Annotated in this window: 18 protein-coding genes and 1 tRNA gene; 9 read left to right on the plus strand and 10 right to left on the minus strand. The window is 39.4% G+C overall.

Annotated elements, in window-relative coordinates:
• Positions 1-221 precede the first annotated feature (221 nt).
• From trpD to F2A31_RS10035, 5 genes are all read left to right on the plus strand, one after another.
• Entirely contained in the window at positions 222-1,271 is a 1,050-nt protein-coding gene (gene trpD, locus F2A31_RS10015) for an anthranilate phosphoribosyltransferase (RefSeq protein WP_150026258.1), read from the plus strand.
• 9 nt (positions 1,272-1,280) lie between these two features.
• Positions 1,281-2,087, plus strand: a complete 807-nt coding sequence (gene trpC, locus F2A31_RS10020; RefSeq protein WP_150026259.1) for an indole-3-glycerol phosphate synthase TrpC — start codon at positions 1,281-1,283, stop codon at positions 2,085-2,087.
• A gap of 9 nt (positions 2,088-2,096) precedes the next feature.
• Positions 2,097-2,786, plus strand: coding sequence for a Smr/MutS family protein (locus F2A31_RS10025; protein WP_150026260.1), 690 nt, complete (start codon positions 2,097-2,099; stop codon positions 2,784-2,786).
• Positions 2,787-2,876: 90 nt separating this feature from the next.
• Complete coding sequence (folE, locus tag F2A31_RS10030; protein ID WP_171490659.1) at positions 2,877-3,425, plus strand: GTP cyclohydrolase I FolE; 549 nt, start codon at positions 2,877-2,879, stop codon at positions 3,423-3,425.
• 14 nt (positions 3,426-3,439) lie between these two features.
• Entirely contained in the window at positions 3,440-3,802 is a 363-nt protein-coding gene (locus F2A31_RS10035) for a cupin domain-containing protein (protein WP_150026262.1), read from the plus strand.
• A gap of 35 nt (positions 3,803-3,837) precedes the next feature.
• Here the strand turns inward: F2A31_RS10035 and F2A31_RS10040 are convergent, their stop codons facing one another.
• The 4 genes from F2A31_RS10040 to hemE form a co-directional block, all read right to left on the minus strand.
• Positions 3,838-5,718 (minus strand): Lnb N-terminal periplasmic domain-containing protein, encoded by a 1,881-nt coding sequence (locus F2A31_RS10040; protein WP_150026263.1) that lies wholly within the window; start codon positions 5,716-5,718, stop codon positions 3,838-3,840.
• A gap of 83 nt (positions 5,719-5,801) precedes the next feature.
• On the minus strand, positions 5,802-6,272 hold the full coding sequence (locus F2A31_RS10045; protein ID WP_150026264.1) for a DUF3015 family protein: 471 nt from the start codon (positions 6,270-6,272) through the stop codon (positions 5,802-5,804).
• A 193-nt stretch (positions 6,273-6,465) separates the two neighbouring features.
• Entirely contained in the window at positions 6,466-7,230 is a 765-nt protein-coding gene (locus F2A31_RS10050) for a DUF817 domain-containing protein (protein WP_171490660.1), read from the minus strand.
• A gap of 85 nt (positions 7,231-7,315) precedes the next feature.
• Positions 7,316-8,389, minus strand: coding sequence for a uroporphyrinogen decarboxylase (hemE, locus tag F2A31_RS10055; protein ID WP_150026266.1), 1,074 nt, complete (start codon positions 8,387-8,389; stop codon positions 7,316-7,318).
• 196 nt (positions 8,390-8,585) lie between these two features.
• Here hemE and F2A31_RS10060 point away from each other — a divergent pair, with 196 nt between their 5' ends.
• Positions 8,586-9,827 carry a L,D-transpeptidase family protein gene (locus F2A31_RS10060; protein ID WP_150026267.1) on the plus strand — a complete coding sequence of 414 codons (1,242 nt, stop codon included), beginning with the start codon at positions 8,586-8,588 and terminating at the stop codon, positions 9,825-9,827.
• A gap of 53 nt (positions 9,828-9,880) precedes the next feature.
• On the opposite strand, the gene F2A31_RS10065 is transcribed toward F2A31_RS10060, so the two are convergent.
• On the minus strand, positions 9,881-11,158 hold the full coding sequence (locus tag F2A31_RS10065) for a diguanylate cyclase (RefSeq protein ID WP_150026268.1): 1,278 nt from the start codon (positions 11,156-11,158) through the stop codon (positions 9,881-9,883).
• Between the two features lie 162 nt (positions 11,159-11,320).
• On the opposite strand from F2A31_RS10065, the gene pyrC reads away from it, so the two are divergent.
• From pyrC to F2A31_RS10080, 3 genes are all read left to right on the plus strand, one after another.
• On the plus strand, positions 11,321-12,355 hold the full coding sequence (gene pyrC, locus F2A31_RS10070) for a dihydroorotase (protein ID WP_150026269.1): 1,035 nt from the start codon (positions 11,321-11,323) through the stop codon (positions 12,353-12,355).
• Positions 12,340-13,002 carry a ribonuclease T gene (gene rnt / locus F2A31_RS10075; RefSeq protein ID WP_150026270.1) on the plus strand — a complete coding sequence of 221 codons (663 nt, stop codon included), beginning with the start codon at positions 12,340-12,342 and terminating at the stop codon, positions 13,000-13,002. The genes pyrC and rnt overlap by 16 nt, the downstream gene beginning before the upstream one ends.
• A gap of 19 nt (positions 13,003-13,021) precedes the next feature.
• Positions 13,022-13,097 (plus strand) — tRNA-Glu (locus tag F2A31_RS10080).
• Between the two features lie 83 nt (positions 13,098-13,180).
• Here the strand turns inward: F2A31_RS10080 and F2A31_RS10085 are convergent.
• The 5 genes from F2A31_RS10085 to F2A31_RS10105 form a co-directional block, all read right to left on the minus strand.
• On the minus strand, positions 13,181-14,425 hold the full coding sequence (locus tag F2A31_RS10085) for an NADH:flavin oxidoreductase/NADH oxidase family protein (protein WP_150027760.1): 1,245 nt from the start codon (positions 14,423-14,425) through the stop codon (positions 13,181-13,183).
• Positions 14,426-14,539: 114 nt separating this feature from the next.
• Positions 14,540-16,132 (minus strand): ABC transporter ATP-binding protein, encoded by a 1,593-nt coding sequence (locus tag F2A31_RS10090; RefSeq protein ID WP_150027762.1) that lies wholly within the window; start codon positions 16,130-16,132, stop codon positions 14,540-14,542.
• Complete coding sequence (locus tag F2A31_RS10095) at positions 16,110-17,120, minus strand: ABC transporter permease (protein WP_150026271.1); 1,011 nt, start codon at positions 17,118-17,120, stop codon at positions 16,110-16,112. The genes F2A31_RS10090 and F2A31_RS10095 overlap by 23 nt, the downstream gene beginning before the upstream one ends.
• Entirely contained in the window at positions 17,120-18,190 is a 1,071-nt protein-coding gene (locus F2A31_RS10100; RefSeq protein ID WP_005081982.1) for a microcin C ABC transporter permease YejB, read from the minus strand. The genes F2A31_RS10095 and F2A31_RS10100 overlap by 1 nt, the downstream gene beginning before the upstream one ends.
• A gap of 27 nt (positions 18,191-18,217) precedes the next feature.
• Entirely contained in the window at positions 18,218-20,062 is a 1,845-nt protein-coding gene (locus F2A31_RS10105; RefSeq protein WP_150026272.1) for an extracellular solute-binding protein, read from the minus strand.
• Between the last annotated feature and the right edge of the window lie 3 nt (positions 20,063-20,065).

Here is a 20,065-nt window from a genome sequence, read left to right on the forward strand (position 1 = left end):
AAATATCTTTTTATAATGATTCAAAATTATAACAACTAAACCAAAGTTTAGCAGCCATGCCGTTTTAGGTCTGAACAAGTAAGTGAAATATCAACCTACCCTATAAAATCTAAACTATTTTCTGATAACATAACGCCTGACGTATGTAAGTCAGTAGTCATGAATACCCTCATTCACTACATTCCTTCAAAACATTAGAGCATGAATGCTATATCCAAATTATGAATATTCAACAGGCACTTAATCACATTACAAAAAATATCCATTTGACTCAAACACAAATGGAAGATGTCATGCGAAGTATCATGCAAGGCGAAGCAACCGATGCTCAGATTGGCGCATTGATGATGGGCCTACGTATGAAAGGTGAAAGCATTGATGAGATCACCGCAGCAGCAAGGATCATGCGAGAGTTTGCAATCAAGATTGATGTGAGTGATATCCCCCATCTTGTGGATATTGTGGGAACAGGTGGAGACGGACAAAATTTATTTAATGTTTCTACAGCCTCAAGCTTTGTGATTGCCGCCGCTGGCGCAACGATTGCAAAGCATGGTAATCGCGGTGTTTCAAGTAAATCTGGCTCCTCAGATGTACTTGAAAAAATGGGGATCCAACTTGATTTAGACATGCAACAAACTGAACGCTGCATCCGTGAAATGGGTGTGGGTTTTCTGTTTGCACCGAATCACCATAAAGCCATGAAGTATGCTGTTGCACCACGTCGTGAACTTGGGATTCGAAGTATTTTCAATTTACTCGGTCCACTGACCAATCCTGCTGGTGTAAATCGCTTTGTCATTGGTGTATTTTCAGATGAGCTTTGTCGCCCGATTGCGGAAGTTCTGAAACAACTCGGTGCTGTCCATGTATTGGTTGTACATTCCAAAGATGGTTTAGATGAAATTAGTCTTGCAGCTCCAACCTCAGTTGCAGAATTAAAAGATGGCGAAATTACAGAATGGACGCTCACTCCCGATGATGTGGGTATTCCGTCTCAAACCCTGACAGGTTTAGTCGTCAACAGTTCTGAAGAAAGCTTAAAATTGATTAAAGATGCTTTGGGTCGTGATAAATCTGAAATCGGTGAAAAAGCCGCAAATATGATCGCACTGAATGCAGCCGCAGGCATATATGTTGCTGGTCTTACCAACACCTATAAACAAGCAGTTGAACTAGCACAAGATATTCTTTACGGCGGACAAGCCTTAGAGAAAATGAGTATTTTGGCTGAATTTACCAAAACATTGAAACAATATCAGGCAGATTAAGGATTTCTCATGATCGATATTCAAAATACCATTCTCGGTAAAATTGTTGACCGCAAACATGAGGAACTTGCTGCGCGTTTGAAACAACGTAGTTTGCATGATGTTGAACAATGGGCAAAGGAAGCAACACCTGTTCGTGGCTTTGCCAATGCATTACAACATAAACGTCCTGCTGTGATTGCTGAAATTAAAAAAGCCTCTCCATCAAAAGGCATCATTCGTGCAGACTTTAATCCTGCGGAAATTGCACAACAATATGAACAAGCAGGCGCAGCATGCCTCTCTGTTCTGACCGATGTAGATTTCTTCCAAGGTGCAGATGAGAATATTGCGATTGCACGCAATCACTGTGCCCTGCCTGCATTACGCAAAGATTTCTTGATTGATCCCTATAATGTCGTTGAAGCAAGAGCTTTACATGCCGATTGTATTTTATTGATCGTGGCATGTTTATCTGATCAACAGCTTGAAGAAATGTCTAAGACTGCATTTGAGCATCAGCTTGATGTCTTAGTTGAAGTACATGATGAATATGAACTTGAACGCGCATTAAGGCTTTCTGAGCAATGTATTTTGGGCGTGAATAACCGTAATCTTAAAACTTTTGATGTGGATTTAAATACATCATTACGTTTAAAGAAATTGCTGCCTGCTTCTCGTGTATTGGTCACTGAGAGCGGTATCGCCACGCCTGCTGATGTAGAGATGATGCAAGCTAATGATATTCATACTTTCCTTGTTGGTGAAAGCTTTATGAAACAGCCTAGACCAGATCAGGCTTTCACAGCCCTTTTTGGACAACCCCAAACGGTTTAATGAAGATATATGAGCAATAAAGATTCATCGCTTTCTAAAGAGCACCAAAAGTTATTAAAGCAATTTAAAAAGCAAATCTCCAATCCTCATTCAAGCAAAGTTGCCAATCAGCCTGAGAATAAAAATTCTCAGGCTGAGGCTGAAGAATTGGAGGATAGCGAGCTTTTTAAAAAAGCGTTATCGGGTGTAAAACCCATTGATAATGGCAATATCGCACAGATTCGGACTAAACCTTCAAAGAAAGTAGATGCCCAAACTTTGGCAAAACGCGCAGCAGCAGAAGGTGGCACTGAGCAAGAACTTACTGAGATCTCTGATACCCAAGCGATTTTAAATCCTGTGGCAAGCCAAGCTGCTCTTAGTTATCGCATTGCGACACTACAGCACAAAGTATTTGAAGATTTAAAAGCAGGTAAAATTCGCTGGTTTGAAGCGGTGGATTTACACGGTTGTACCGTTGAACAAGCACGCGCCGCAGTTTTGCAAATCATTCAGATGGCTAAAGACGAAAATCAAAATGTCATCAAAATCGTACATGGAAAAGGCCCAGAAGCGATTTTAAAAACCTATGTGAACGGTTGGCTCAGACAACACCGTGATGTACTGGCATTTGTCAGCGCCCCCGAAAACCAAGGTGGCACTGGCGCAGTTTTAGTACTATTAAAACGTGCAGAAAAGAACCCAAAGTACAAACAATAATCGGTACTTAGATCAAAGTTAATTTTTCTAGCGGTTTTCTGATACAATTCCCGTTTTGTTCAACCCACCTAAGTGAACATTGTTATGTCTATGCAGCAATCGTACGCAAATATCTTAACTGCCGTTGGTGAAGATCTTACTCGCCCAGGTCTACAAGATACACCTATGCGTGCGGCTAAAGCTTTCTCATTTTTAACTTCTGGCTATAGCAAAACGCTTGCTGAAGTAACAAATGGTGCTGTTTTTCCATCCGATAACCATGAAATGGTATTGGTTAAAAATATTGAATTTTATTCACTTTGTGAGCATCACTTGCTTCCATTTTATGGGCGTGTGCATATTGCCTACTTACCTGAAGGTCAGGTTCTCGGTTTATCAAAATTTGCACGTATTACTGAAATGTTTGCACGTCGTTTACAGATTCAGGAGAATTTGACTCAGCAAATCGCAGAAGCGGTTGCAGAAGTCACACAGGCGCGTGGTGTAGCTGTAGTTATCGACTCAGCGCATATGTGCATGATGATGCGTGGTGTTGGCAAACAAGAGTCAACTACACGTACCGTTTCTTTTGTGGGTGATTTTAAAACAGACAAAGATGCACGTCGTGAGTTTTTAAGTGCCGTTCCAGAAAGTTATTAAACTGAGCATTAACCATGTCATCTCTTCACTTAGCAGGTTTTGGTGAATTATCTCAACCTGAAGCGAGTATTGATTACCCACGTCCCGATCGTCTGGTCACGGGAAATCCAAAACGCCTGACTTATAGTCTATATGAGCATCCTCATATGGACTGTGGAATTTGGCAGTGTGAGGTGGGAGCTTGGAATATCCAATTTGCGGACAATAAACAAGAGTTCTTTCAAGTCATTGAAGGTGTCGTGCGAATCCACGATGCCAACACAGCTTCATTTGTTGAAGTGACTGCTGGAAATGCAGGTATTATTCCTCCTGCATTTGTGGGTACATTTGAAGTGGTTGAAGCAGTTAAAAAATACTATGTGATTGTTGAAGTATAAGCATCCCCAAGGATCACACTTCAACAATTATCTCTTTAAAAGAAACGAATAAAAGCCAAACCCAATTTATTCCAGTCTTTATGATCTTGTTGTTCATATTTCCAATTTAAGCGGATAGCGTTATTGGCATTTAAACTATACTGAACTTGTGTTCCTACCCTCAGTCCCCATTGCTTTTGATCTTCCCAGTACGGTAGCTCGACTTGCAATAGGCTATTGACTTGATTGGTCCACTGATTCATACACCCAAGTGTTGGCCCTGCCCCTATCCGCCAACCTTTTTCGAGTGCTCTGCCACCTTGTAAATGTCCTTGTACTTGCGCATAACACAAATGTTTACGATCATCATCCGCTAAACTGTAGCCCACTTGCATATTTAAATTCATGACACCATGTTGGGATTGATCTGTAAAATCACCCTGATCAATCGCCTCTTGTTTCCAACCTAAATTAAAACCCCAAGTTAAAGGCGCTTTAAAGGGGTGAATTGGATTATATGAATTAACAGCGAGCAAATCTAAATGCTCAAGTTTGAGCTTATCCTCGCGATATTGCAGCGCACCATTTAGAAAAAGTAATTGAGTTCCTAAACGATAACCACCCGATGGATCAATTAAGTCGTGATAAGCTTGACGATGACCCAGCTCAATAAAGGTTTTGCCCTGCACCTCTCCAATGTTCACAGAAATATTTCGAGCATGATGTCCTTCAACAGGCTGGATCGAAGGTCTTTGTGGTTCTTGACGTTGTTTATCTATCTGAATCTGACTACGCTTTGCGAGTAACTGGCGCAAATGTATAGGTGCAAAATCAGCATCGGCTTTATGACTAATATATTTTAGATATAAATCATCATAAGCCATTTCAAGAATTTTGGCTTGATCGTGTATTTCATAAGGTTGCAAAATTTCAGACACTTGCTCTATCGGTGTAAATGCAACATTGTGAGCAACTTTTGCCAAACTACTTCCATGCTGTTTTGCTTGAGATAATAGTTGTGTTTCTAGTGCTGGACGATAAATAACGTCTTTTACTAATTTCTGCTGATCGACCGCTTTAAGTGTCTCAATTGGAATCGCTGCATAATTAAATTGAGCTTTTAGATTAAGATTTGGGCGGACTAAGTCAATTAGCCCGAGTAAACGATAGGCACAGTTATCACTCACAAAATAGTAAGGGAAACTTACATGTTGCATTTCCCAAATATGCTCAACTAAGAATCGTGTTTCTTCTGGTGTCAAATTGAGCTCATATTCCCATAAATCACGACTTTCAAAATCACCATATTCTTTTACTTTACGGTAATATGGCATCAAAGAATATTCGCCAGGATATTGGCCAGTTAAACCCTTCCATGCATAAGACCAATTGTCTTGATTATTTACCGTTGCCGCATAATTAATTGCATAAGAAACTAAGTTTAATTGTTGTTGATCTTTAGGATCTAAACGCAATAAGGTGTGTCCAAACATAGAGCTCGGATTACCCATAAAATCAGTTGCATAGATCAACGTTGCTTTATGAGGATTAATTTGATTGATCCATTCATCGAATTCAGGACAATTCACTGCTGGAAGCTGTTTTGAGTCGATGTTTAACTGTTGCATCAACCAACGACTTCGTGCAGGAAATTTACAACGAATGGACTGATTATCATCAGATGCTATAAATAAAGCCTGAATATCTGCTTTTAACTCATTGAGTAAGTTTATTTGCCCATCTTTGGCATAAAAATATCCTGTATATGTGACTTCGCTTTTTTTGGCCTGCTCAGCATACATTAAACGCTGCCACGTAATATGTTGGTCTAATTTTTTCTGTTCAGCAAGTTGCTGGTAATTATTGATATTTGGCTCAATCGCAGCATGTGCAATATGAGATAAAAAAGCAGTAATCGCAAAAGTTAAAAATTTCATTCAGCAACAAATATTTTAAATATAATTCAGATTAAGTATAAGAAAACCCTGTCACAAGGACAGGGTTTTTTAAATGTAATCGATTAAACGTAAGCTTTTAATACATCATCATTTGACATTACGTTTTGTAAAGAATCTAAAACTTGAAGTGTGTTTTGATTTTTACTTGAATAAATCTCAGCAAAGTTTGCTTTAGAAACTGCAAAGAAACGTGCTTTATCTTCAGATTTAATGTGCATGAGTTCAGCAAGAACATTTAAACTTTCGCCTTGACCAACAGCCATATCACGTGCTAAAGACTCAGAGTTTTCATTTGTAAATTGAACGACTTGTGCTGTTACTGTCCCACCTTGACGGCAGCCCAATGTACCAAAAGTAATACCGAGTAATTGGTTAGTAAAAATACCGTTGGTCGTTGCAGCAAGAATTTTAGGACCTACACCTTTTTTACCTGCCCATACTTGTGTACCAACACCACAACCTACATCATTATCAGCCATTGCTACAGTTGAACCAGCAGCGAGTAATACAGCTAATGCAATTTTTTTTAACATCGGAAAAATCTCCAGTATCAATTATTCTTTAGTAGTATTTTGTTATTACTAATGCGCTGTGACATCTCACAGACACAAATTAAAATAACGAGGTTCAGGTTTTTTAGCAAATAAAATTTTAAATATTACTGAAATATTTATAATATGGTTGTACAAATACCTAGATTATCCATTATCGAAAACTAAAAATGTATTAATACAATTTCCAAGTTCCATTTTGATCACGAACACCTAATATTTTAAGTACAAGCACTAAACTCAATAGCAATAATAAATACCAAGAGCCTAACTTTCCCCATCCAACCATATGCCAAGCATCGACTTGACTTGGATATAGCCAAATTTTATAAAAAGTACTGATATTTTCCGCAATCCAAATGATAAACGCGAGCAATAATAAAATTGGCAGCATCGGAACCTTGAAGCGGTGTTGTTGTAATTGAAAGTATATTTTCGTTTTCCAAAAAATCATCACACTCCAAATAAACAATCCTATACGAATATCTGGAATAAAAAACTTTGTCATAAAGTTGAGATAAGACAACACTGCCAGTAACAACATATTGCTAAAAGTGGGTAAGTTTTCGAAAGAAACTTGATAAAGTCGTAAGGAGCGCGCAAAAAAACTTCCCACGGCTGAATACATAAAGCCAGCAAATAAAGGCACTGTTAGTAATTTAAATACTGCGGGTTGTGGATACTGCCAAGAAGCAATTGCAGGGTGTGTAAGAAATATTTCCATTCCCATCGCAAGGATATGGAATAAAGCAATCACTTTTGCCTCTGCCCACGATTCCAACTTTAAATAGATCAAACAAACTTGGATAATCAATGCATAAAATAGCAAGTAATCATAACGGAAAAAACCTTGATATTCATGGCTTCCCATCGGAGCAGTGAGCGCAAAGGCTATTAAAAGCAATATACCAAATAAGGCAGCAGAAGCTGCCTTAGTCATGAAATCGAGCGGGATTAAAAATAACGGCACAAAATAAACCTTTCAAAAATAATTAGGATCTGTTAACGCTTCAGCCCTTAATCATTTAACCCAAATATTTCGCACTATATTCATGTACTGTATCAACAAAGATTTTTGGTTGGGCAGGATCAACCCACTGCGTAATTCCATGACCTAGGTTTGCGATATAACCCGTCTTTTCACCATTTCGATATGCATCGTCAAGCATCGCTTTAACTGATTTTTCAATAGTAGCAGCAGAGCCATAAAGTACCGCAGGATCTAAGTTTCCTTGCAAGGCTGCACGACCAGCAACAACATCACGAGCTATATACAACGGTGTTGTCCAGTCAAGACCAAAAGCATCAGCACCTGTCGTTAACATAGTTTCCAGCCATTGTCCCCCACCTTTGGTGAAAACGATAATTGGAATACGACGTCCATCTTTTTCACGCTGTAACCCAGCAATAATCTTGGTCATATAATTCAATGAAAACTCAGCATACTCACGATGTGCAAGTGCACCACCCCAACTATCAAAGATTTGAATCGCCTGAGCACCAGCATCAATTTGTGCATTTAAATAATCAATGACTGAGTCCGCAAGATGATTAAGCAAGGCATGAAGCACTTCAGGTTGTGCATACATCATTTGCTTGGTGAAACGAAATTCTTTACTCGATCCACCTTCGATCATGTAGGTTGCCAAAGTCCATGGACTGCCTGAAAAACCAATCAATGGTACTTGTCCATTCAAAGCAGATCGAATTGTTGAAACTGCATCCATCACATAAGCAAGATCAGATTTTGCATTTAACTTAGGTAGATTTGCGACATCTTGTTCGGTACGGACTGTTTTATGGAACTTTGGTCCTTCTCCGGTTTCAAAGTACAATCCTAGACCGAGCGCGTCTGGCACAGTTAAAATATCTGAAAATAAAATTGCGGCATCAAGTGCATAACGACGTAAAGGCTGCAATGTCACTTCACAAGCAAAATCCGTATTTTTACATAAAGAAAGAAAATCCCCTGCCTCTGCACGAGTGTCTCGATATTCTGGTAAATAACGCCCTGCTTGACGCATCATCCATACTGGGGTGGTGTCTACAGGTTCACGTAGCAAAGCTCGTAAGAAACGATCATTCTTCAACGTTGTCATTACCAATCTCTATAATCTTTCATGTGAAAGGCATGATAACAAAAATCACCTAAGATATATAATTACAGATACCTTTGATCCATTATGCTGATGAAAAAATTGTCTGGTCACAAAATTGCTACTGCAAGCTTGATCATTTTCTGTAATACTTGCAACGTCTTATATCCAATATGAATAATTCTTAAGGTTGAATTACATGTTTGTTCGCTCATTACTCGCTATGAGTTTAAGTTGTATTCTTGCTAATGTTGCTTTTGCTGCGCCAACAACTGAGCAACCATTAAAACCCCAAAAAATTTCTGCCGTCCAAGATCCGATTGATCCTTTGGCAATTGATTATGCTGCATCAAGCAGTAGCGCTGTATCTTCTGCTGCCGCATCAGAACCTCAACTTAGCCCAAATCCAGCAGCCAATGTTGCTCAAAAAATAGAAAACACACCAGAAACTCCAGTAACAGCTGCGCCTGCTCGCGAAGCCACACTGGACACAACAACAACGGCAACAAAAACACCGTCTCAAGCACCTGAAGTTCCTGCATCATGGACAATGGATGCAATTAACTCAGCTGAGTGGTATGAAGACATGCCTAGACGTCAGTTACCTGTTTATGCGCGTGCTCATGTTATGTTGAATAATGCACATGCTTCACCGGGTGCAATTGATGGCTCAAATGGTCAAAACACATTAAAAGCAATTGCTTCTTTCCAGCAAATGAATGGCTTAACACCTACTGGACAACTCACCAAGGAAACTTGGGATGCTCTAGTTGCAAAACAAACTAAGCCAGCTTATGTTGAATATACAATCACTGAGGCGGACCTCAAAGGTCCTTATGCTGAATCAATTCCAACAGACTATGCCTTACAAGCAAAAATGAAAGGATTGTATTACACCCGCGTAACTGAAATGTTAGGTGAAAAGTTCCATATGGATGAGCGTTTCCTAAGACAGCTTAATCCTAGAGCAAACTTTAACAAGGTGGGTGAAAAGATTGTTGTAGCCAATGTCCGTAATGATTTACCTGAAGATATTCATTTAATCGTTGCACACAAAGGTGCAAAACAACTGTATTTATTTAACAGTCGCAATCAAATGATCGCTTCGTTTCCTGCAACAATTGGCAGTACAAGTACGCCTTCTCCAACAGGTACTTACAAGGTAACAGGCGTTGCTAAAAATCCATGGTATAGCTACTCACCATCTAACTTCGTTCAAGGTAAAAACCTTAAGCCATTGTCACTTCCACCTGGCCCAAATGGTCCAGTAGGTAACATTTGGATTGGCCTGAGCAAAAAGTCTTTCGGTATTCACGGAACTCCAAATCCATCAATGATTTCTAAAAATGCATCTCATGGTTGTATTCGTCTTACCAACTGGGATGCAAATGACCTTGGTAATAAAGTACGTGCTGGTGTAACTGTAAGATTTTTAGAATAATCTAAATCTTCTGAATAACTTAAAACCGAATATCATCCCTGATATTCGGTTTTTTAATTCTGATAATGTTCTTGGAGATTAGGCAAAGGTTGGTAATAGATCTGATTGCGTCCCAACTGTTTTGCCCGATATAAAGCTTTATCAGCAGTATCAATCAGCAATTCTTGGCTAATAGATGGATTACCATTAAACACTGTGATCCCTAAGCTAATAGTTACATGATTAGATACCAACGACTTTTCATGTGGGATCATCAAACGTTCAATGGCTCGATAAATATTTGTTGCTACAGCGTAGGCACCTTGTGCAGGTGTTTCAGGTAAAAGTACCACAAACTCCTCTCCACCATAGCGTGCAATAAAATCCATATGACGAATTGAGCCTTTAATCGTCTTGGCAATCTCAGAAATCGCATGGTCTCCCATTTGATGCCCATAAAAATCGTTATAGTTTTTAAAATAATCAATATCAATAAATAGAACAGCCAATGGTTTCTGCTCTTGGCATGCTAGATCATAATAATAGGTACACATTTCCTCAAAAGTACGACGGTTTGATACATTTGTTAAATCATCATGCTGACTCAAATGTAGAAGTTCAGATGCTTGTAAACGTAAAATTTTTTCATCAATTTCTGAAATTTTAGATTTTAAAAAAATTCTTCGCTCTTTAGAGGTCAACATAACACTAATGGAAAAACCCAATAAGATGCTACCAATAAAGGTTCGACCAATCATGAGCAAGTCATAAGACACATTAAATAAATATAAAAAAAATAAAATAACAATTGCTGCACAAGCGCCAATAAACAGCATGTGCAGTGGCTTGATACCACTTAGAATAAATCCCAACATGTAGAGAAATGCAATCAAAACCATCGCCTGATTCTGAAGTACGACATTGGATACACTCATCATCAAAATCGAAGTAAAAACAATCGTACAGAAAACAAGCGTGCAAGCTGCAGGATAAAAGAATTGACTAAATTTTCTAAATCGTGCAAAAGCCCAAAATAAAAATAAAGCTAAGCCAACAACAATTAAACTTAGAATGCTATATACAAAATCTGCAACAAAGTCCTCACTCCCCTGTATGACGATATAGTTAGAAGGTAAAATTAGTAATACAAAAATTGCATAAGTAATTACGCCTTGACCAAAAAATTGAATGGCATTAATACGCGTCCGCTCAAGATTAAACCGCCAAAAGTCATTTTCTAACTTTGTAGGTAAAGCATGATGTATCCGTCTTGATTTAAAATGTTGAGCAACAAGTTGTTCAAGTGCTTCTTTAGATCTCCTTAACTGCTCAAGATCATATTGATTTTCCATCCTTTTTACTCTTTTTATAATTTGGCATCCAGATGCCGGATAAAAATAACACAAATTCTCATTTTGTCATGAACTTTACTTAACCACTTATCCGTAATTGTAGTTACCATTTTCACAATTTATGCATTATTATTTGTATTATTTTTAAGTTTGAAGTACACCTTGAATACGCTTACTCTTTTACAACCCGATGATTGGCACGCACACTTGCGTGATGGTTTAGCTTTAAAACGTACAGTTCCCGATTTAGCAAAACAGTTTGCTCGCGCAATATGTATGCCGAATCTAGTTCCTCCAGTTAAAACCGTTGCTGAAGCATTGGCTTATCGTGAGCGTATTCTTGCCCATATTCCTGAAGGGCTTGATTTTGATCCACGTATGGTACTTTATTTTACCGATCACACCTCTCCTGATGAAGTCCGTAAAATCAAAGATTCTGAGCATGTAAATGCCATCAAACTTTACCCTGCTGGAGCAACAACAAACTCAGATAATGGTGTAAGTGATATTCGTAAAGTTTACGCTGTTATTGAACAACTTGAGGAGCATCAAGTCCCATTACTATTACATGGTGAAGTGACTCACAATCATGTCGATATCTTCGATCGTGAAAAAAGATTTTTAGATGAAGTACTTTCACCCTTGCTTAAACAGTTTCCAAAACTAAAAGTCGTATTAGAGCATATTACAACAAGTGATGCGGCTAACTTTGTCCTTGAACAAGATCGTAATGTTGCAGCAACAATTACTCCTCAACATTTATTATTCAATCGAAATGATATGTTGGTTGGAGGTGTAAAACCTCATTTTTATTGCTTACCTATTTTAAAGCGTCAAACACATCAAACTACTTTATTGGAAGTCGCGACGAGCGGCAATCCAAAGTTCTTCTTAGGCACAGATAGCGCACCACACGCACAAAATGCCAAAGAGAATGCATGTGGATGTGCAGGCTGTTATAGCGCGCCAAATGCGATTGAACTTTATGCACAAGCATTTGATCAAGTTGGAAAACTAGAGCGTCTAGAAGGCTTTGCCAGCATATTCGGTGCTGACTTCTATGGTTTGCCACGGAATACCTCAACGATCACTTTAGTGAAAGAAGAACATACTGTTGCTGAATCTTTTGACTATCTTGATGATCAAAAAATCATTCCACTTCATGCAGGTAAAACACTGCAATGGAGAAAAGTGTGACAGAAGAGAACAAAGCTCCCTTAATTGGTCAGCGTTTTCGTGGTTTTTTACCTGTTGTTGTTGATGTTGAAACAGCAGGTTTTAACTGCCAAACCGATGCCCTGCTTGAAATTGCCTGTATTCCGATTATCTATGATGAGCAAGGACAATTTATACCAGGCCCCTCATTTCAAGCACATATCAACCCTTTTGAAGGGGCTAATCTAGACCGTCGTTCGCTCGACTTCATTGGTATTGACCCATTCAACCCTATGCGCGTTGCAATGGCAGAAGATGAACGTACTGCACTACGTCGTATATTCAAATCACTCAATGAAGTACGTAAAGCACAACATTGCACACATGCTGTCTTGGTTGGTCATAATGCTCATTTTGATCTTGGTTTCCTACAAGCCGCGATTGCGCGTTCTGGCACTAAAAATCAAAATCCATTTCATAGCTTTTCAGTCTTTGATACGGTGACACTGAGTGCGGTCATGTTTGGCCAAACAGTTCTAGCAAGAGCATGTATTCAAGCGGGTATTGAGTTTGATGGTAAAGAAGCACACTCTGCTCTGTACGATACTCAAAAGACGGCTGAACTGTTTTGCTATATTTTGAACAAACTGTCTCCTCACCTTCTTGACAGTTTGGTGACAGAACCCTAATATACACCCACCTCAAGAAGTCCCTATCGTCTAGAGGCCTAGGACATCGCCCTTTCACGGCGGTAACCGGGGTTCGAATCCCCGTAGGGACGCCAAATTCAAAAAAGCCACTGCATCATACCGAAAGTGGCTTTTTTATTTATAAAAAATTAAAAAGGACTCCGAAGAGTCCTAGATGTTATGCTGATTTACGAGAATTCACGCGTCCTTTGACCACCGCTTTGATATTCCCTTTCGCATAATTCAAGAATACCAATAATGGCGATAATTTAGGATTTGGCTTTTTCCCTTGCCCAATTGTTTTAAATTGTGCTGCATACCAAATGATTTCCATAATTGCCATTTTATCGACAAAAGGAATACCCGTTTTAATTTGATTTACGGCGTAGCGCACGTCATGCCCTGCGATCAAACGATCAGTTAAATCTGTTTCAACTGCCAGTGGACGAGCAATACCAATAAAGTCACATGCACCGCTTTCAAGTGCAGCATTCATCCCTTCTACAGTGCGGAAACCACCAGTAACCATCAACTTACAAGACACGTGCTGACGTATTTTCTCAGCAAACTCCAAGAAATAAGCTTCACGTGCAATCGTGCTTGCTTTTCGTTTCTCTGCTTTCGCACCTGCCATCGCTGGCGCTTCATAAGTACCACCTGAAATTTCAATGATATCAATGCCAGCGGCATCAATAGACTTAAATACATTGATCACATCTTCTTCGGTGATTCCTCCACGCTGGAAATCAGCAGAGTTTAGTTTTACAGAAATAATAAAATCATCAGATGTCGCTGTGCGGACAGCTTTATAAATTTCTAACAAGAAACGCATACGATTCTCGATAGAACCGCCCCACTCATCAGTACGCTTGTTGGTTAACGGTGATAAAAATTGACTGATCAAATAACCATGAGCACCATGTAACTGCACGCCTTCAAAACCAGCTTTCTCACAGATTGCAGCAGCTGTTGCAAAGCGTTGAATAATATCTAAGATTTCATCATGTCTGAGTTCACGAGGCGTACCAAACATTGTGGCTAACATTGGACTAAAAGGAACAGCTGAGGGTGCAACAGTTTCTTTATTTAATCCCTTAGGACATTGACGACCTGGATGTGACAATTGGATCAATTGCACCATACCGTATTTTTTACCTACCGCAGCCCATTGCTGTAATTTACCCAAATCGCGTTCGGTTTCAATAGCAACAACACCAGGTTCATTCTTTGCAGCAATGTTGACCATGACATTGCCCGTAATCGCACAACCCAAACCACCTTTCGCCCATGCCTCATACAAACCAATATGCAACTCATTCGGCTGTCCATCATGGTTGGCTAATGCTTCACTCATCGCCCCTTTGATGATGCGATTTTTAAATGTCGTATTACGAATCTTAATACTGTCTGCGATCTGACTCATGGTCATCCTCTGCTATCCTAATTAGGGCTTATACCCTAACTTCATCTAATTATTCATGTGGTCAAATAACCTTCCTATAATTTGACAATACCATATGTCAATTTAATTACAAGACTAGTACTGACTTGCGGCAATCAACTGACGGGTATATTCAGTTTGAGGTTGTGAAAAAAGTAGCTCAGTAGTTTGATATTCCAAAAGTTTTGCGTGTCTTAGCACCATCACCTTTTGGCAAATCGCTTTGATGACTTGTAAGTCATGACTGATAAAAATATAACTAATTTGCTCTTGTTGTTGCAGTCGTCTCAACAACTTTACAATCGCCCGCTGTGTTGTGCGATCCAATGCTGAAGTCGGCTCATCCAAGATCATCAATTTCGGCTGTAAAACTAGAGCGCGTGCCAAAGCAACGCGTTGCCGTTGCCCACCAGAAAGCTCATGCGGATATCGACTTTTAAAGTCTATCGGCAATTCCACTTTTTCCAACGTCTTTTCAATCTGTTGATCTACCAGTGCTTGATCCAATACTTTCAGTGCTAATCCTTCACCAATAATCTGCCCGATCGTCATACGTGGGTTCAAACTGCTAAATGGATCTTGAAACACAATCTGAAAATCTGCTCGCAAAGGGCGCAATCTTTTTTCATTCAATTGATTCAAGTCCTGCCCCAAGAAAACAATTTGCCCATCACTTTCAATCAAACGGGTAATTGCTAAGGCTAAAGTCGATTTCCCAGATCCACTTTCTCCTACGACGCCTAGAGATTCTCCTTGCTCCAATCTCAAACTCAATGGCTCAACTGCCGTAAAATAATCTTTTACTCGATTCAGCAGCCCTTGTTTAATCGGAAATCTCACCGCTAATTGTTCTAATTGAAGAATAACCTGTCCCTCTACATATGGGATAGCTTGGCCAAAATCATGATCCAATAAATGTTGTGTATAACTCGCTTGTGGTCGGGTAAAAATTTCCGTGATCGCACCCTGCTCTTCTACTTTTCCCTTATTCATGACAATGACATGATCTGCATAGCGCTTAACAAGATTCAAGTCGTGGCTGATCAGAATCATCGCCATATTACGTTGTTGCTGTAACTGTTTAAGCAAGTTTAAGATCTGTGTTTGTAAAGTTACATCCAGTGCTGTTGTTGGCTCATCTGCGATCAGAATGTCTGGCTCAAGTGCCAATGCCATTGCAATCATCACGCGCTGTCTTTGCCCACCAGACAACTCATGGGGATAACGACGTAATTTTTGTTCAGGTTCGGGTATACCCACATCATTTAATAAGGCAATGACCTTTTCTCTTACTTTTGTTTTTGGCCAACCCTGTAACAGTAATGTTTCACCAATAATTTTCTCAACACGATGTAAAGGATTTAAGGCAGTCATCGGCTCTTGGAAAATCATGGCAATTTTTTGCCCACGAATTTGACGTAATGCGATTGAATCTAAAGCCAATAAGTCCTGATCGTTCAGATATGCTTGACCCTGAATATTTAAATGGCTCGGTAACAATCCGAGCAAGGCCAAACTGCTAACTGATTTCCCTGAACCACTCTCACCAACGATTGCGACTGTTTCACCCACAGCTAAATCGAAACTCAATTGATCAACTAAAACTTGGCCAGCCTCTGTCGTAACAGTTAATTGTTTAACATTGAGTACATGATCTTTTTTTAAATCATTGTCTTGGATCGAATGCATCACGTGTTGCCTCCCCAATATAAATCAATAATGACAACACAATTGCGAGTGTAAAAAAGCCCGACAATGCCAACCAAGGTGCATTTAAATTATTTTTCCCTTGTAGTAATAACTCACCAAGTGAAGCTGCATCTGGTGGCAAACCATAACCTAAAAAATCCAGTGCAGTTAATGCCGTAATATTTGCCGTCAACATAAATGGTAATTGCGACAAACTTGAACTCATGGCATTCGGTAAAATATGTCGAAAAATAATTGTACGATCCCTAACGCCCAATGCTCGAGCAGCACGCACATAATCAAAATTTCGCGCGCGTAAAAACTCTGCACGAACCAACCCAACCAAAGCTGTCCAGCCGAATAACAGCATAATCAGAAACAGCCAATATACATTGGGTGTAAACATACTCACCAGGATCATCACCATAAATAACATTGGCAATCCACCCCACACCTCCAGAATACGCTGTCCAAGCAAGTCAACCCAACCACCATAATAGCCCTGAACCGCTCCCACAATAATGCCTAAAACTGCAGCACAGATTGTCAAAGCAAAACCAAATAACAACGACACCCTCAAACCATACAGCACTCGCGCCAACACATCGCGCCCTTGATCATCCGTACCCAACCAGTTTTGTGCTGTGGGTTTAGAAGGCACAGGAACGGTTAATTCCAAATTTGGGGTCTGATATGAAAATGGAACAATCGGTGAAATCATCCAGCCATGTGCAGAGATTAACTCACGTACAGCAGGGTCTTGATAATCCGTTGCAGTCTCAAACACACCACCATAAGTCGTTTCTGGATAGTCTTTGAAAACAGGGAAATAAAAGCTATCTTGATATTTCACCAATAACGGCTTGTCATTGGCAATAAACTCTGCGGCCAGAGATAATATAAAAATAATGGTAAAAAGAATAAAACATCGGAAACCTAATTTATTTTTTTTAAAACGTGCTAAACGGGTTTTCATCACTGGTGACATTATTTTACTCCTCGCGAATCAAAGTTAATCCGAGGATCAATCACCTGATACAACACATCACTGATCAAACGTAAAATTAAACCAAGCAAGGTAAACAGAAATAAAGTACCAAAAATCACAGGATAATCACGCTGGACAATAGCCTCAAACCCCAATAGACCAAGCCCATCCAAGTTAAAAATAATCTCGATAAATAAATTACCCACGAAGAATATTCCAACCAATGCTTCAGGCAATCCTGCAATCACAATCAGCATGGCATTACGGAATACATGCCCATATAACACACGATTTTCAGTTAACCCTTTTGAACGTGCTGCCAGTACGTATTGCTTATTTAATTCTTCCATAAAGGAATATTTTGTAAGGTAGGTTAAACCTGCGAATCCACCCAATACGATACTCAATAGCGGCAAGCTCATGTGCCAGAAGTAATCTTTAATTTTATCGAGCATGCTCAGTTGAGCGAAGTTTTCAGATACCAGCCCTTGTAGCGGGAACCATTGAAAATAACTCCCACCCGCAAAGAATACAATGAGCAATACCGCAAAGACAAAAGATGGAACAGCATAACCCACTGCCAATAACAACGAGGTCGATTTATCAAAGATTAAGCCATGCTGTTTGGCCTTGCGTATGCCAAGAGGTATAGACACTAGATAAATTAACAGCGTACTCCATAAACCCAACGAAATCGTCACGGGCATTTTTTCATAGAGCAATTGAGTAACAGGTTTATCTTTAAAGAAACTTGTCCCAAAATCAAAAGAAAGATAGCCCTTAAGCATCAACCAAAAGCGTTCTGGTGCAGACTTATCAAAACCATACTGAGCTTTAATCTGCTCAACCATTTCTGCACTTAAGCCACGCGCACCTTGATATTGTGTCTGAGAACTTTGTTGTGCAGTTTCCCCTCCAGATAAACCAACGCCTTGAAAACTTTGTGCCTGTTGAATTGCTTGTTCAACAGGTCCACCGGGTGCAATTTGGATCACTGCAAAATTAATCAACAAAATAAAAAACAAAGTTGGAATAATCAGTAATAGCCGTTTTAATATATATGTTCTCATCAATCTTATCCTTATTGTCCAGACTGATTATTTCCTACGTAAATATTGATCTACTTTCTTCGCTTTTTCAGCGTCTACCCACCAATAATCTAAACCAACAGATAATTTTGGTTTTTGCTTCGGTTGTTGGTACATATCCCAATATGCCAACCATATTTCAGGCTTACCATAAGTTGGAATATGATAATAACCAGCCCGTAATAAGCGATCCAATACCCGTGTATGTAAAACGACCTGCTCTCGACTTTCAGCGGCAATAATTTTTTGAATCACTTGATCAATGGCAGGATTTTTAATGCCTGCAAAATTATAATTCCCTTCTTCGTCCGCAGCCTTACTCCCCCAAAACTGAGCTTGTTCTTTGCCTGGTGTAATGGTTTGCGGCAAACGCATCGTGGTCATATCAAAATCACCACGGCGCATTCTTTCTATATACTGAGGCACATCAACATGCCGAATATTTACCGTTATACCTAAACGCTTCAAATTTCGAACAAAAGGCATCAAAGTACGTTGTAAACCATCTTGATGAATTAGCAGTTCTATTTCAATGGGTTTACCCTGACGATCAAGTAAACGACCATTGCGAACCGAATACCCCGCATCGTGTAGGATTTGGCGAGCTGATAATAAATTCTTCCGATTGAAACCACTAGCATCTGATGCAGGAAATTTCCAATCAGCCAAAAAACCCTTTTGCATCAATGGGTTTAATTTTGATAAATAAGGATCAATGACAGAAAGTTCAGCGGATGATGGTCGTCCAACTGCGGCTAATTCACTATTTGCAAAATAACTCTGTAAGCGTTGGTATTGACCATAAAACAAAGCCTTATTTTGCCACTCAAAATCGTAAGCATAACTCAAAGCTTTACGCAAATAGATATCATCTAATGGTTTTCGCCTTGTATTAAATACAAAGCTCTGAAAATCTAGGGGCTTGGCTAAATTTGCATTATATTTTTTGATAAGTCCCGCTTGGACAGCAGGAAATTTATATTCGGTTACCCAGCGACGAGACGTATTCTCTTCATGCAGTGTGAACTGTCCAGATTTAAACCCTTCAAAGGTTACATCTAAATTACGATAGTACACATATCTAAGGCGATCAAAATTATAACGTCCACGATTGACAGGAAGGTCTTTACCCCAATAATTTGGATTTCGTTTATAGGTGATACTCCGCCCAGCATCAATCCGATCAATCAAATAAGGACCTGACCCTAAAATTGGTTGCATCGTTACACGGGTAAAATCTTTATTCTGCCAGTCTTTTTTAGAGTAAATCGGTAAACTTGCCACGATGAGCGGCATTTCTGCATTATCATCAGATCGAAAGGTAAATTTGACTTGATGCTTAGATAAAACTTCTGTCTTTTCCAAATCAGACAAATACATCTTTAGTCCAGGATTGGCTTTTTGCTGATAGGCATCAAAAGTAAATTTAACATCTTCAGCGGTCAGTACATCACCATTACTAAACCGAGCCTTAGGATTCAGATAGAAAATAACAAATTTAGGCTTATGCGGATCGTAGGTTGCCTTTTCTGCCAGCAATGGATACATGACATTCGGCTCATCTAAAGAATGATCCATTAAAGTATCAAATAGATAATTGACTCCAGCAGTTGAGCTACCTTTACCATTCATACTATTCAGATTATCAAATGTTCCATTACTTGATTGGCTTAATATTCCACCTTTAGATGCGTTAGCATCTGCATAAGGCATCACTTTTAAATGAGTGTACTGAGGTGTTGCATGTACAGCCAAAAAAGGCGTCGTTTGTTGAGCAGCCAAACTAAATTGGCTACCCAGCCCTAGACCAAATAAAAGGATGAGAGTTTGTGCTCTTCCATGAGACAAGTGCATATA

The sequence above is a fragment of the Acinetobacter suaedae genome (assembly GCF_008630915.1).
GTDB lineage: Bacteria > Pseudomonadota > Gammaproteobacteria > Pseudomonadales > Moraxellaceae > Acinetobacter > Acinetobacter suaedae.

Bases quoted from the DNA above. Each gene is read 5' to 3' on its own strand.
- F2A31_RS10045 (WP_150026264.1), bottom strand. From the start codon at position 6,272: ATGTTAAAAAAAATTGCATTAGCTGTATTACTCGCTGCTGGTTCAACT.
- F2A31_RS10050 (WP_171490660.1), bottom strand. From the start codon at position 7,230: ATGACTAAGGCAGCTTCTGCTGCCTTATTTGGTATATTGCTTTTAATA.
- F2A31_RS10085 (WP_150027760.1), bottom strand. From the start codon at position 14,425: ATGAGTCAGATCGCAGACAGTATTAAGATTCGTAATACGACATTTAAA.
- trpC (WP_150026259.1), top strand. From the start codon at position 1,281: ATGATCGATATTCAAAATACCATTCTCGGTAAAATTGTTGACCGCAAA.
- F2A31_RS10105 (WP_150026272.1), bottom strand. From the start codon at position 20,062: ATGCACTTGTCTCATGGAAGAGCACAAACTCTCATCCTTTTATTTGGT.
- F2A31_RS10090 (WP_150027762.1), bottom strand. From the start codon at position 16,132: ATGCATTCGATCCAAGACAATGATTTAAAAAAAGATCATGTACTCAAT.
- F2A31_RS10025 (WP_150026260.1), top strand. From the start codon at position 2,097: ATGAGCAATAAAGATTCATCGCTTTCTAAAGAGCACCAAAAGTTATTA.
- F2A31_RS10040 (WP_150026263.1), bottom strand. From the start codon at position 5,718: ATGAAATTTTTAACTTTTGCGATTACTGCTTTTTTATCTCATATTGCA.
- hemE (WP_150026266.1), bottom strand. From the start codon at position 8,389: ATGACAACGTTGAAGAATGATCGTTTCTTACGAGCTTTGCTACGTGAA.
- F2A31_RS10065 (WP_150026268.1), bottom strand. From the start codon at position 11,158: ATGGAAAATCAATATGATCTTGAGCAGTTAAGGAGATCTAAAGAAGCA.
- F2A31_RS10095 (WP_150026271.1), bottom strand. From the start codon at position 17,120: ATGTCACCAGTGATGAAAACCCGTTTAGCACGTTTTAAAAAAAATAAA.
- rnt (WP_150026270.1), top strand. From the start codon at position 12,340: ATGGAGAAAAGTGTGACAGAAGAGAACAAAGCTCCCTTAATTGGTCAG.
- F2A31_RS10035 (WP_150026262.1), top strand. From the start codon at position 3,440: ATGTCATCTCTTCACTTAGCAGGTTTTGGTGAATTATCTCAACCTGAA.
- folE (WP_171490659.1), top strand. From the start codon at position 2,877: ATGCAGCAATCGTACGCAAATATCTTAACTGCCGTTGGTGAAGATCTT.
- F2A31_RS10060 (WP_150026267.1), top strand. From the start codon at position 8,586: ATGTTTGTTCGCTCATTACTCGCTATGAGTTTAAGTTGTATTCTTGCT.
- trpD (WP_150026258.1), top strand. From the start codon at position 222: ATGAATATTCAACAGGCACTTAATCACATTACAAAAAATATCCATTTG.
- F2A31_RS10100 (WP_005081982.1), bottom strand. From the start codon at position 18,190: ATGAGAACATATATATTAAAACGGCTATTACTGATTATTCCAACTTTG.